This is a genomic window from Bacillus sp. HMA207 (genome assembly GCF_003402455.1).
GTDB classification, from domain to species: Bacteria; Bacillota; Bacilli; order Bacillales; family Bacillaceae_G; genus Bacillus_A; species Bacillus_A cereus.
The window spans coordinates 1,018,623-1,032,995 of record NZ_BEZT01000001.1; the positions used below are offsets into that span (position 1 = coordinate 1,018,623).

Here is a 14,373-nt window from a genome sequence, read left to right on the forward strand (position 1 = left end):
ATGATATCGCATAACGGTAAGGACATTCGTCTTGGACGGTGAAAATATGGTGGTTGTAGAGTTTCCCCTGGTGTCTCTGCAATTTTAGTGAAATCAGTGTTTGCAAGATTTTTAAACCAGGCAACAACATGAAGAGAAAAGAGAATGAGTCTGTTAAAGTATTTGCTCTTGGTGGAGTAGGTGAAATCGGGAAAAATATGTACTGTGTTGAAATTGATTCTGAAATCTTTATCGTAGATGCAGGGTTAATGTTCCCGGGAGATGAAATGTTTGGAATTGATATCGTTATTCCTGATATTACATATTTAGTGGAAAATCAAGAGCGAGTAAAAGGTTTATTTATTACTCACGGTCATGAAGATCATATTGGTGGAATTGTGTATGTACTTCGTAAATTATCTATTCCAGTCTATGCAACGAAATTAACAGTAGGACTTATACAAGAAAAACTTGGTGAAGCGGGCATGTTAGGCCGTGTAGACCTAAAAACAATCGATTCAAATTCAACAGTAGAATTTAACACTACAACGGTGTCATTCTTCGGAACGACACATAGTATTCCGGATTCTGTTGGCGTTTGTTTCCATACATCAAAAGGTGCAGTCGTATATACGGGAGACTTTAAATTCGATCAAACTCCAATTGGAAATAGTGGAGCAGACCTTGGGAAAATGGCGCAAATCGGAAATGAAGGCGTACTTTGCTTATTATCTGATAGTACAAACGCAGAGCGCCCAGGCTATACAGGTTCAGAAAAAGAAGTTGGTGTAGAAATCTCTAAAGTGTTCTACGGTGCAGAAGGTCGTATTATCGTTGCTTCATTTGCATCGAATGTACATCGTATTCAACAAGTATTTGATGCAGCTGCTGAAACAGGGCGAAAAGTAGCGGTAGTAGGACGTAGTATGGTGAAAGTAGTAGACATTGCAAGACGTCTTGGTTATTTAGATGTTCCAGAAGGTATGGTTATTTCATTACAAGAAGTAGACAACTTTCCAGAGAAAAAGGTAGCTATTTTAACGACAGGTAGTCAAGGTGAACCGATGGCTGCTCTATCTAGAATGGCAAAACAAGCACATAAACAAATTTCAATTCGTAAAGGTGATACTGTTATCATTGCTGCTTCACCAATTCCGGGTAATGAAATATCTGTATCAAAAATTATTGATTTGTTATTTAGAGCTGGAGCTGAAGTTGTTTATTACGGCGAACGAAAAGTTCACGTGTCAGGTCACGGTAGCCAAGAAGAATTAAAATTAATGTTAAATTTAATGAAACCAAAGTACTTTGTACCCGTACATGGTGAGTTCCGTATGCAAAAAGCACATGCATATTTAGCTGAAGATGTAGGTATTACAAGAGAAAATATCTTTATCGTAGAAAAAGGCGATGTAATTGCTTTTGGTGACGATGAAGCGAACTTAGTCGGTAAAGTACAAGCTGGTAATGTTTTAATTGATGGATTAGGTGTAGGTGACGTTGGTAATATCGTTCTTAGAGATAGAAAGATGTTATCTCAAGATGGAATACTAGTAGTTGTTGTAACACTTGGTAAAGATGAAAAGAAAATTATCTCTGGTCCAGAAATCATTTCACGTGGTTTCGTATATGTTCGTGAATCAGAAGCGTTAATTGAACGATCTACAGAGATTGTACGTATGATTGTTGAGCAGTCAATTAAAGAATATTCAATTGAATGGTCAATGTTAAAACAAAATATTCGTGAATTATTAGGACAGTTCTTGTACGAAGAGACAAAGAGAAAACCTATGATTTTACCGATTATTATGGAAGTATAAAAAGATCACCCTTATGGGTGATCTTTTTTCTTTTTAACCCTATCGAATGAAATTTATAACTTAAGAAATAATAGTTATATACGAGTGAAAGGGGATGCGAAATGACAGAACGTGATCGATATACAAATGAAGAAAAAGAAGCTGAGCCAAAAGAAGCTGGAAAAGAGGCTTCAATAGTTGAAAAAATTCAACAGCTTGGACAGACAAATGTACCACAGATGAATGAATCACGTATTCATTGTTTAACGATTATCGGACAAGTGGAAGGTCATGTTCAATTACCACCGCAAAATAAAACAACAAAATATGAGCATATCATTCCGCAAATTGTTGCGATTGAACAAAATCCGAAAATTGAAGGTTTGCTTTTAATATTAAATACAGTTGGAGGTGACGTTGAAGCTGGGCTAGCAATTTCTGAAATGGTAGCTTCACTTTCAAAACCAACAGTATCTCTAGTTTTAGGTGGGGGACATTCCATCGGTGTACCGATTGCTGTTTCTACTGACTATTCGTTTATTGCGGAAACTGCGACGATGACAATTCATCCAATTCGTTTAACAGGTCTTGTCATAGGTGTGCCACAAACATTTGAGTATTTGGATAAGATGCAAGAAAGAGTCATTCGTTTTGTGACGAAGCACTCGAAAGTAACAGAAGATCGTTTTAAAGAGCTTATGTTTGCGAAAGGAAATTTAACGCGAGATATTGGGACGAATGTAATTGGTGGAGATGCAGTAAAGTACGGTCTTATAGATGATGTCGGCGGTATTGGAAATGCGATTCGAAAATTAAACGAATTAATAGATGTTCGTGCGGAAGATAGTACAGAAGGGACAATGCTACAATGATTTTATATACAATTATGCCAGAGCAACTTGTGTATCCGGTCGATTATTCACAATGTGAAAGTCAAAAAGTTGTAAATATAAATGGTGTGGAATTAATGGTTTCTGAAGAGGAACATGGATGTTATTCTATTGTACGTGTGCTAAGTACGGACCCACTTCACTATTTAGAGTTTGAGCCCGGTCAGAAAATAACCTTTTAGCAAAAAGAAGGATTTTGTTTAGAAGCTATGGTATAATATAAAAAACAAGACGGTTGAGCAGCCATGAGTAGGCTGCTTTCTTCTGTTTATTTAGCATTTTACAAGAAGTGTAAAAATAGAAGATATAAAGACCTGAAAAATAGAGAAAACAGACATATAAATAGAGCATTTTGAAGGGAGCTTTACTTATATGTAGAACACGAGGTGAAGAAATGGCAAAACAAAAGCAAAGAGGGACGAAGGCAAAGGCAAGACGTACGATAAAGCCAACTTTGTATTATGAAATCGTCGGTTTAACTCTTTTTGCACTTTCAATCATTACGATTTTACAGCTAGGTGTTGTAGGGAAATCGTTTGTGTTATTTTTTCGCTTCTTCTTTGGTGAGTGGTACATAATTGGTGTGTTAGGTGTAATAGCTTTATCGGTTTCCTTTGTTATAAAACGCGGATGGCCGAACCTTTTAAATAAACGATTAATTGGATTTTATTTAATTGTATTGGCGATATTAATGTTTAGTCATATTACATTATTTAACCTTCTTACAAAAGATGGAGCAGTGCAAAATACTTCTGTTATTGTGAGTACGAAAGATAACTTCTTTCTTGAAATGAAAAAGGGGCCAGATAGCGTTCATTTAGGTGGTGGTATGTTTGGTGCGCTTATGTTCGCAACATGTTACTTCTTATTTGACGAAGTAGGAGCTTATATCATTGGTATTATTCTAGTTATTCTCGGTATACTTTGTATAACAAATAAGCATATTGGAGAAGTGTTAGCTCCAGTTGGTAGAATTCTTAGAAGTCAGTTTCAAGTGATGCAAGGGGATTATAAAGATTGGAGAGCCAAAAGAACGGCTGAACAAACAGAAAAGAAAAAAACAACAAGAAGCACAAGAAGCAAACGTGCTGCAGAACAAGAAGAAATTATTGAGCCGATGGAAGAAATCTCAATTGATCCTCCGATTATTTCGAATTTCACTGAGAATTATCCTGTAAATGAAGAAGAGGATAAACGAATCGAAGTAGAGCAAGAAGAGTTGATCACTTCACCGTTTATTGAAGAGACTCCGCCAATTGAAGAACCAAAGAAAAAGCGTGGAGAAAAAATTGTTGAATCGTTAGAGAGTGAAGCGCAAGCACCTCCTATGCAATTTTCAAATGTAGAAAATAAAGATTACAAGCTTCCTTCACTTGATATATTAAAATTTCCAAAGAATAAGCAAGTTACAAATGAAAATGCGGAAATTTATGAGAATGCTCGTAAATTAGAACGTACATTCCAAAGTTTTGGAGTGAAAGCGAAAGTAACAAAAGTGCATAGAGGTCCTGCAGTTACAAAATATGAAGTGTATCCTGATATGGGGGTAAAGGTAAGCAAAATTGTCAGTTTAAGTGATGATTTAGCCCTTGCTTTAGCTGCAAAGGACATTCGTATTGAAGCGCCAATTCCCGGGAAATCAGCTGTAGGGATCGAAGTTCCAAACTCAGAGGTTTCGATGGTAACGCTGAGGGAAGTTCTTGACTCTAAGGCTAATAATCATCCGGAAGAGAAGTTGTTAATTGGTCTTGGCCGAGATATTACAGGTGAAGCTGTATTAGCCCGTCTAAATAAAATGCCTCATTTACTCGTAGCTGGTGCGACAGGTAGCGGGAAAAGTGTATGTATTAACGGTATTATTGTTAGTATTTTAATGCGTGCAAAACCACATGAAGTAAAATTAATGATGATTGACCCGAAAATGGTAGAGCTAAATGTATATAACGGTGTGCCTCATTTGTTAACGCCAGTTGTAACTGATCCGAAAAAAGCATCGCAAGCATTGAAAAAAGTTGTGAGTGAAATGGAACGTCGTTATGAATTGTTTGCTCATAGTGGTACACGTAACATTGAAGGATACAACGATTATATAAAAGAGCATAATAGTCAATCAGAAGCGAAACAACCCGAATTACCTTATATTGTAGTAATTGTGGACGAGTTAGCAGATTTAATGATGGTTGCTTCGTCTGATGTAGAGGATGCGATTATGCGTCTAGCGCAAATGGCTCGTGCTGCTGGTATTCATTTAATTATTGCAACGCAACGTCCGTCAGTTGACGTTATTACGGGTGTTATTAAAGCAAATATTCCATCACGTATTGCATTCGCTGTATCTTCTCAAACAGATTCTCGTACAATTCTTGACGGTGGTGGTGCAGAGAAGCTACTAGGTCGTGGAGACATGCTGTTTATACCAATTGGTGCATCGAAACCTGTACGTGTACAAGGCGCATTTCTATCAGATGATGAAGTTGAGAGAGTTGTAGAATATGTTATTGGACAGCAAAAAGCACAATATCAAGAAGATATGATTCCGCAAGATGTTCCTGATACGAAGCAGGAAGTAGAAGATGAATTATATGATGAAGCGGTTCAACTTGTAGTGGAAATGCAAACAGCATCTGTTTCTATGTTACAACGTAGGTTTAGAGTAGGTTATACGCGAGCTGCTCGCCTAATTGATGCAATGGAAATGAATGGTGTAGTAGGTCCGTATGAAGGGAGTAAACCGAGGGAAGTACTCATTAATGATGTACAAGAAAAAAGTTCTTAAAAAAAGCCTAATTGTTTTTACAATTAGGCTTTTTTATATAGTGTTTTTGTTATATACTATACTCAGCGATAAAGAAAGGGCTTACATTTAGGGGTTCCCTTTAGAATACGAATACTTTTAGTATGTTTTATGTAAATGTTCGATATTTAATGCAGAAAAATGTTAGATTTTGTTGACACGTATGAGAGCAAGTGGTAAGATTACTTCGAAAAGAATCACTGCCTCATATAATCTTGGAGATAAGGTCCATAAGTTTCTACCTGGCAACCATGAATTGCTAGACTATGAGGGGAAAAGTGTGTAACAAAGGATGTAAAGGATCTTTGTGCCGAACTTTTTCTCGAAATGAGGAATGTTTATGGTGCAAAGTTTTTTTATGCAATAAAGAGTGAAAATTTTATTTTAAAAAATTATTATTATTTATTCGACAATTACACTTATTTTGGTGTTTAGTCATTTGTACTATGTTGTAAGTTGAAAAAAGAGAAAAGAAGTCTTACATCAGAGGTCGAATAATTGAAATGCGGGGGAGTCTTATGTCAGTAAAATCTGATAGTCGTCACCTATATCTACGGGTGATTGATCACATCAAAGAAAAAATTAAAGATGGCGCTTATAAAGAACGACAAAAGTTACCATCAGAGTTTGATTTAGCGAAAGAACTTGGCGTAAGTAGAGCGACTTTAAGGGAAGCGTTGCGTATTTTAGAAGAAGAAAATGTTGTCATTCGTAGACATGGTGTAGGGACATTTGTAAATGCAAAGCCATTATTTTCTTCTGGAATAGAACAACTTTCTAGTATTACAGATATGATTTCTAGTGTGGGGAAAACACCAGGAACAATCTTTTTATCATCATCTACTACAACTTTAACAGAAGAGGAAAAAGAGAAGTTTAATAGTGAAGATGGTTTTAATGCAGTGATGATTGAACGCGTGCGTACAGCAGATGGGGAACCTGTTGTGTATTGTATCGATAAACTTGCAAAAGAAATATTGCCAGACTTATCGGGTTACAATGAGGAATCATTATTAACGGTGATACATAATAACACGCATAAGCGCATAACATATGCGGTTGCTCACATTGAGCCAATTGGCTATCACCCTAAAATCTCACCAATTTTAGAATGTGAGCCTGAAACAGCACTGCTTGTATTAAAACAAATGCACTATGATCAAAATGATGAGCCAATCTTATATTCTATCAATTACTTTAGAGCTGATAAATTTAGCTTCCACGTATTAAGAAAGCGTATGTAGGTAAATTCCTTTTTAGGGAGGTGACAGCAAGAAGTAAGGAACAGCAGCGTAAGAATAAATAAATATATATCATTTTTGGAGGGGTTTCTAGTATGAAGAAAAAAGCAGGCCTTTTATTATCATTAACTTTAGCAGCAAGTACAGTTTTAGGTGCATGTGGTAACTCGGATAAGGCGAGCAGTGACAAGAAAGACACGAAAGACAATAAAGATTTCAAGGTTGGTCTTGTAACGGATGTTGGGGGCGTTGATGATAAGTCATTTAACCAATCTTCTTGGGAAGGGTTACAAAAGTTTGGTAAAGATAATGGTTTAAAAGAAAAGACAAATTATCGTTACCTTCAGTCTGAAAAAGAAGCTGATTATATTCCGAATTTAAAAAAATTCTCAAAAGATAAATATGATTTAACATTCGGAATTGGTTATAAATTAGAAGGTGCAATTAAAGAAGTAGCAAAAGAATCTTCAAAACAACAATTTGCAATCGTAGATACTGTTGTAGATGCACCGAACGTAACGAGCATTACGTTTAAAGATCATGAAGGATCATTCCTTGTAGGTGCGGTAGCAGCTATGTCAACAAAATCGAATAAAGTAGGATTTGTTGGTGGAATGAAAAGTGATTTAATTAGTAAATTTGAAAATGGATTTAAAGCTGGTGCAAAGGCAGTAAATCCAAACATTGAAATCGTATCTGAATATGCAGAAGCATTCGATAAGCCTGAAAAAGGTACAGTTCTTGCTTCAGCAATGTATGGTCAAGGCGTAGACGTAATTTATCATGCTGCTGGTGGTACAGGTAACGGTGTGTTCACAGAAGCGAAAAACCGTAAGAAAAAAGGTGAAAATGTTTGGGTAATCGGTGTTGACCGTGACCAACATCAAGAAGGTATGCCTGAAAATGTAACATTAACTTCAATGATTAAACGTGTTGATGTAGCAGTAGAAAAAGTAGCTAAAGAAGCAAAAGATGGGAATTTAAAAGGTGGAAAAATTGAAGAGTTTGGCTTAAAAGATGACGGTATTGGTATTTCAAAAACAACTGATAACGTGAAAAAAGTTAACCCTGAAATTTTAACAAAAGTAGAAGAGCTTGAAAAGAAAATTACAGCCGGTGAAATTAAAGTGCCAGCTACAGATAAAGAGTATAAAGAATACGAAGCTTCTCTAAAAAAATAAATAGAGAAATAGCAAAGGTTAGTTCATAGAACTAACCTTTGTATGTATAAAACTTCCGAATTGCTTAATAAGTTAATAGTGTAATAGGGAATGTTCCCTGTTAAAAGGAGGAACACAATGGAATACGTAATTGAGATGAATAACATTACGAAAGTATTCCCAGGCATTGTAGCGAATGATGATATTACGCTGCAAGTAAAGCAGGGTGAGATACATGCTTTACTTGGAGAAAATGGTGCAGGGAAATCCACATTAATGAATGTACTATTTGGTTTGTACCAACCAGAGCAGGGTGAAATTAAAATTAAAGGTAAACCTGTAAAAATCACAAATCCGAATATAGCAAATGACCTTGGTATTGGAATGGTCCATCAACACTTTATGCTTGTTCATAATTTTACAGTTACAGAGAATATTATTCTCGGAAATGAACCGAAGAAAAAAGGGAAAATTGCTGTTGAGGAAGCTGCTAAAGAAATTCAAAAACTGTCTGAACAATACGGTTTATCTGTAGATCCATATGCGAAAATACAGGATATTTCAGTTGGTATGCAGCAGCGTGTTGAGATTTTGAAAACTCTTTACCGCGGTGCAGAAATTTTAATATTTGATGAACCAACAGCTGTGTTAACACCGCAAGAAATTCATGAGCTAATTCAAATTATGAAAAAGCTTGTGCAAGAAGGAAAATCTATTGTTCTTATTACACATAAGTTGAAAGAAATTATGGAAGTTTGCGATCGTTGTACGATTATTCGTAAAGGAAAAGGGATTGGAACGGTTGACGTTGCAAATACGGATGAAAATAAACTTGCAGAATTAATGGTCGGACGTCAAGTGAATTTTAAAACAGAAAAAATAGACGCGAAGCCAAAAGAAGAGGTACTTTCAATTGCAAACCTTGTTGTTCACGATGCACGTCAACTACCTGCTGTAAAAGGCCTTGACTTAACTGTTCGTGCGGGGGAAATTGTTGGGATTGCAGGGATTGATGGAAACGGACAAAGTGAATTAATAGAAGCAATTACTGGTTTACGAAAAGTTGAGTCAGGTTCTATTGCAATTAAAGGAAAAGAAATAACAAATTGGCCTGTTAGAAGAATAACAGAAGAAGGAATTGGTCATATTCCAGAAGATCGTCATAAACACGGACTCGTTCTTGATTTTTCTGTTAGAGATAATATAGTTCTGCAAACGTATTATAAAAATCCATTTTCAAAGAAAGGGATTTTAAATTTCAGCAAAATTACAGAAAAAGCAAAGGCTCTTATTGAACAGTTTGATGTGCGTACACCTAGTGAGCAAACGTTAGCACGCGCTCTATCTGGGGGGAATCAACAAAAAGCAATTATTGCACGTGAAGTAGACCGAAATCCAGATTTATTAATTGCGGCACAGCCAACACGTGGTTTAGATGTAGGAGCAATTGAATTTATTCATAAGAGATTAATAGAGCAAAGGGATAAAGGAAAAGGTGTATTACTTTTATCATTAGAGTTAGATGAAATCTTAAATGTTAGCGATCGAATTGCTGTTATTTATGAAGGGGAAATTGTAGCAATAGTTGATGCGAAAGAAACGAATGAACAACAGCTTGGATTGTTAATGGCTGGAGGAACAAAGAAGGAGCAGGTGGGTACAAATGGCTAAAAAGCTTTTAACAGAACGAACGATAAATATTTTAGTCCCAGTACTATCCGTTATTTTCGGCTTACTTGTAGGAGCGATTGTAATGCTAGTTAGTGGCTATGATCCAATTGTTGGTTATAGTGCACTTTGGACAGGAATGTTCGGCAGCGCAAGTGCGATTGGTGAAACGCTTCGTACAATGATACCGCTTATTCTTGCTGGCTTATCGGTGGCGTTTGCATTTCGTACAGGTTTATTTAATATCGGGGTAGAGGGTCAATTGTTAGTTGGTTGGCTTGCAGCGGTTTGGTTCGGTTATGCAGTCTCACTACCAGCTTTCCTTCATATTCCATTATCTATTTTATTTGCAGCATTGGTGGGCGGAATTTGGGGCTTCATTCCGGGATATTTAAAAGGGAAGTTTCAAGTGAATGAAGTTATTGTAACTATTATGATGAACTATATCGCGTTGTATGTAACGTATGACATCATTAAGCGTTTCTTACATGCGGGTAATGACAAAACGTATGATATTAAAGAGAGTGCGTCACTATCTTCAGACTGGCTTGCTTCTATTACTGATGGTTCACGTCTACACTGGGGAATTATTGTAGCAATTTTAATCGCTATTTTAATGTGGTTCTTATTAGATCGAACAACTTTAGGTTACGAATTAAAGTCAGTAGGATTTAATCAGCATGCTTCTCAATATGCAGGTATGAAAGTTTCTCGTAATGTAGTATTCTCCATGACAATTGCTGGTGCATTTGCGGGGATTGGTGGAGCGATGGAAGGATTAGGGACATTCCAGAGTATGACAGCGATGTCTTCGTTTACAGGAGTAGGATTTGATGGGATTGCCGTAGCATTACTTGGAGGGAATAATCCGTTTGGTATAATCCTTTCAGCTTTATTATTTGGTGGTTTGAAAAGTGCTTCCCCTCAAATGAACTTTGAGGCAGATGTACCGTCAGAGCTTATTAATGTAATTATTGCATGTATCATCTTCTTTGTTGCATGTAGTTATGTGTTAAGATGGGCGCTTACACGCATGAGCAAGGAGGGGAAATAAATGAGCTTTTTAGATATATTAGCCATTCTTGTGACGGGTACGTTATATACATCGGCACCTATCATTTTCACGGCACTAGGTGGTGTATTTAGTGAACGATCGGGTGTTGTAAATATCGGATTAGAAGGACTAATGCTATTTGGTGCATTTATTGGAGTTGTTACAAACTTATTAATGGGTGATACTTGGGGAACGATGACTCCGTGGATTGCGTTACTATTTGCGGCAATTGGTAGTGGATTATTTGCATTACTTCATGCGGTAGCTTCTATTACATTCCGAGCAGATCAAGTTGTAAGTGGTGTAGCCATTAACTTCTTATCTCTTGGTTTAACAGTATTTGCAATTAAGAAGATTTTTGATAAAGGGCAGACTGACTTTATTCAGTATCGTATTGAAAAGATTGATATTCCAGGCCTTTCGGATATTCCGGTTTTAGGGAAAATATTTTTCTCGAACGTACCAATAACGTCATATATTGCCATTATTTTAGCATTCGTTGTTTGGTATGTTATTTATAAAACACCGTTCGGTCTTCGTCTACGTGCTGTTGGTGAACACCCAATGGCAGCGGATACGATGGGGATTAACGTATATAAAATGCGCTATATTGGAGTCTGTATTTCAGGAGTGTTTGCTGGAATTGGTGGAGCGATTTTTGCAATGTCAATTTCTAATAACTTCTCAGGGGCAACTATTACAGGACAAGGTTTCTTAGCTTTAGCTGCTATGATTTTTGGAAAGTGGAATCCACTAGGCGCACTAGGTGCAGCTCTATTCTTTGGTTTTGCGCAATCTTTAAGTGTAACGGGCGGTACAATCCCTGTATTAGACCAAATTCCAAGTGTTTTATTAACGATATTACCATATGTATTCACAATATTAGCGCTTGTCGGTTTTGTAGGTCGTTCTGAAGCTCCTAAAGCATTAGGAACTCCTTATGAAAAAGGAAAACGATAAGTATTTTATAAGTATAAAAAAGCTCGCACATTAGTGTGGGCTTTTTTACATAGAATATATTTAATACGGAATTTTACTATGTTCCTTACATATTAAAGTTTTTAGAAAGAATCATATGTAAGCATAATAAGGGAGAAAAGTTGATTTTTTATTTCTAAAAACTGTATATTGAAGAGGAATATTCCTATATACGTAAAGGAGGGCTATAAATGAAACTAATGGAACAACAACTACATGAGTTAGGTGGTTTGCGCGTACATATTATTCCGACTGATAAATATAAAACGAATACCTTTGTATTTCGTTTTAAAGCGCCTTTAAATGAGGAGACGGTGACAGAGCGTGCCCTATTGCCATACGTATTGCAAAGTGCGACAGAAAAATTACCTTCTGTAATTCGTCTTCGTCAATATTTAGAAGAATTATACGGATCTTCTTTAGCGGTAGATGTAAGTAAAAAAGGGGAAGACCATATTATCTCCATTTATGTAGACATTGCAAATGAAGTTTATTTACATGATGCACCACCGTTATTTGAAAAAGCGCTTTCTATGTTGTCAGATATTGTGTTACATCCAGCAACGGAGGGGAACGGTTTCCTATCTTCTATCGTAGAAAGTGAAAAAAGAGCACTGTTACAGAGAATTGAAGCTACTTATGATGATAAAATGCGTTATGCAAACGAGCGTTTAATTGAAGAAATGTGCAAAGTAGAACCGTATCGTTTAAGTGCAAATGGAAAAAAAGAGAGTGTTATGTCTATTACAAATGAAAGTTTGTATCAGTATTATCAAAAGGTGTTAGCGGAAGATGAAATGGATCTATATATTATTGGTGATATTTCAGAAAACGCCGTTGATCTTGTAAGTAAGTATTTTTCTATTTCAACTCGTCCAGTGAGAGAAAGAAATGTACTCCTTCATAGACGAAACAATGAAGAAAAAGAAGTTGTTGAAAAACAAGAATTAAAACAAAGTAAATTACACATCGGTTATCGTACATTTGTCACATATAAAGATGAAGATTATTTTGCATTGCAATTGTTCAATGGATTGTTTGGTGGCTTTTCTCATTCGAAGTTATTCGTAAATGTGCGTGAAAAAAATAGTTTAGCGTACTATGCAGCATCGCGCTTTGAAAGTCATAAAGGTTTATTATTTGTTATGTCAGGAATCGAAGCGAAAAATTATGAAAAAGCAGTTGAGATTATTAAAGAACAAATGCTTGCGATGCAAAACGGAGAGTTTTCTGAAGAAGAAATACATCAAACAAAAAGTGTCATCCAAAATCAAATATTAGAGGCAATTGATACACCACGTGGCTTTGTAGAAATGCTATATCATGGTATTATTTCAGATCGTACACGTCCAGTTGAAGAATGGCTTACAGGTATAGAAAGTGTGACGAAAGAAGAAATTGTAAAAGTTGCTAAAAATATTGAACTAGATACAATTTACTTTTTACAAGGAACGGAGGGAGAGTAAATGGAGAAAATTGTTTATGAGCAATTAAAAGAAACACTCTATTATGAAAAACTTCCTAATGGATTAGATGTATATGTTTTACCGAAACAAGGATTTAATAAAACATTTGCGACGTTTACGACGAAATATGGTTCTGTAGATAATACATTTGTACCATTAGGGAAAGAAGAAATGATTCGTGTGCCTGATGGAATTGCACATTTTCTTGAGCATAAATTATTTGAAAAAGAAGATCACGATGCTTTCCAATTGTTTAGTAAACAAGGAGCATCGGCAAATGCTTTTACATCCTTTACACGAACAGCTTACCTTTTTTCATGTACTTCAAACGTAGAACGAAATTTAAATACATTGCTAAACTTCGTGCAAGAGCCTTATTTCTCTGAAAAAACGGTTGAAAAAGAGAAGGGGATAATTGGGCAAGAAATTCAAATGTATCAAGATAACCCAGATTGGCGTTTGTACTTCGGGTTAATTGATAGCTTGTTTGTAAAACACCCAATTAAAATTGATATTGCAGGGACAATCGAATCTATTAGTAAAATTACGAAAGATTTATTGTATGAATGTTATGAAACATTTTATCATCCGAGCAATATGTTATTATTTGTTGTGGGTGCAATTGATCCAGAGAAAACAATGGATTTAGTACGTGAAAATCAAGCGAAAAAAGATTATAAAAACCAGCCAGAAATTGTGCGTTCATTTGAAAAAGAACCAAATGAGGTAAATGAAAAGAAAAAAATTATTTCAATGCCTGTGCAAACACCGAAATGTTTAGTTGGTATTAAAGCGACTAATTTAAAGGAAAAGGGGCAAGCGCTTTTAAAACAAGAAATTGCGCTTACGTTACTCTTAGATTATTTATTTGGAAAAAGTTCTGTTCATTACGAAACTTTATATAATGAAGGGCTTATTGATGATTCATTCTCGTATGACTATACAGAAGAAAATAACTTCGGTTTTGCAATGGTTGGCGGTGATACGAAACAACCTGATGAATTGGCAAATCGTTTAAAAGATATTTTATTAAAAACAGATTATGATCAATTAGATGCGGCGGCATTAGAACGAGTGAAGAAAAAGAAAATTGGTGGTTTTTTACGCTCGTTGAATTCACCAGAATATATTGCAAATCAATTTACACGATACGCGTTTAATGAATCTAGCCTATTTGACGCATTGACTGTATTAGAAGGACTAACCGTTCAAGACTTACAAGAAGTAGCGAAATTATTGTTATCAGAAGACAAAATGAGTATTTGTCAGGTGTTACCGAAAAAATAAAATTAAAAAGATACCCTCATCTTATCATTGAAAAATTGTAAGATGAGGGTATTATTT

The 14,373-nt window shown here is 35.8% G+C and carries 11 protein-coding genes and 1 riboswitch; all 11 genes read left to right on the plus strand.

All coding sequences use genetic code 11. The features are described from left to right. Window positions 1-128: 128 nt before the first annotated feature. The 11 genes from HMAS_RS05555 (at window position 129) to yfmH (ending at window position 14,316) form a co-directional block, all read left to right on the plus strand. Window positions 129-1,799, plus strand: a complete 1,671-nt coding sequence (locus tag HMAS_RS05555) for a ribonuclease J (protein ID WP_000823096.1) — start codon at window positions 129-131, stop codon at window positions 1,797-1,799. A gap of 101 nt (window positions 1,800-1,900) precedes the next feature. Next, the gene (tepA, locus tag HMAS_RS05560) at window positions 1,901-2,650 is read left to right on the plus strand and encodes a translocation-enhancing protein TepA (RefSeq protein ID WP_000139806.1); all 750 of its coding nucleotides are present in this window, start codon (window positions 1,901-1,903) and stop codon (window positions 2,648-2,650) included. Continuing rightward, window positions 2,647-2,850, plus strand: a complete 204-nt coding sequence (locus HMAS_RS05565; RefSeq protein WP_000605036.1) for a YlzJ-like family protein — start codon at window positions 2,647-2,649, stop codon at window positions 2,848-2,850. The genes tepA and HMAS_RS05565 overlap by 4 nt, the downstream gene beginning before the upstream one ends. A 212-nt stretch (window positions 2,851-3,062) precedes the next feature. Then, entirely contained in the window at window positions 3,063-5,444 is a 2,382-nt protein-coding gene (locus tag HMAS_RS05570; RefSeq protein WP_001118782.1) for a DNA translocase FtsK, read from the plus strand. Between the two features lie 203 nt (window positions 5,445-5,647). Then, a riboswitch (purine riboswitch) is annotated at window positions 5,648-5,749 on the plus strand. 231 nt (window positions 5,750-5,980) lie between these two features. After that, window positions 5,981-6,706: a GntR family transcriptional regulator gene (locus tag HMAS_RS05580; protein ID WP_000114182.1), complete on the plus strand. Its 726-nt coding sequence runs from the start codon at window positions 5,981-5,983 to the stop codon at window positions 6,704-6,706. Window positions 6,707-6,798: 92 nt separating this feature from the next. Next, window positions 6,799-7,884 (plus strand): BMP family lipoprotein, encoded by a 1,086-nt coding sequence (locus HMAS_RS05585; RefSeq protein ID WP_000725771.1) that lies wholly within the window; start codon window positions 6,799-6,801, stop codon window positions 7,882-7,884. 117 nt (window positions 7,885-8,001) lie between these two features. Further along, entirely contained in the window at window positions 8,002-9,534 is a 1,533-nt protein-coding gene (locus HMAS_RS05590; protein WP_000456914.1) for an ABC transporter ATP-binding protein, read from the plus strand. Next, window positions 9,527-10,585, plus strand: coding sequence for an ABC transporter permease (locus HMAS_RS05595; protein WP_001085254.1), 1,059 nt, complete (start codon window positions 9,527-9,529; stop codon window positions 10,583-10,585). The genes HMAS_RS05590 and HMAS_RS05595 overlap by 8 nt, the downstream gene beginning before the upstream one ends. Continuing rightward, entirely contained in the window at window positions 10,586-11,545 is a 960-nt protein-coding gene (locus HMAS_RS05600) for an ABC transporter permease (RefSeq protein WP_000008857.1), read from the plus strand. A gap of 209 nt (window positions 11,546-11,754) precedes the next feature. Beyond that, window positions 11,755-13,029 (plus strand): EF-P 5-aminopentanol modification-associated protein YfmF, encoded by a 1,275-nt coding sequence (gene yfmF, locus HMAS_RS05605; RefSeq protein WP_000772418.1) that lies wholly within the window; start codon window positions 11,755-11,757, stop codon window positions 13,027-13,029. Continuing rightward, window positions 13,030-14,316, plus strand: a complete 1,287-nt coding sequence (yfmH, locus tag HMAS_RS05610) for an EF-P 5-aminopentanol modification-associated protein YfmH (RefSeq protein WP_000411980.1) — start codon at window positions 13,030-13,032, stop codon at window positions 14,314-14,316. The last annotated feature ends 57 nt before the right edge of the window (window positions 14,317-14,373 follow it).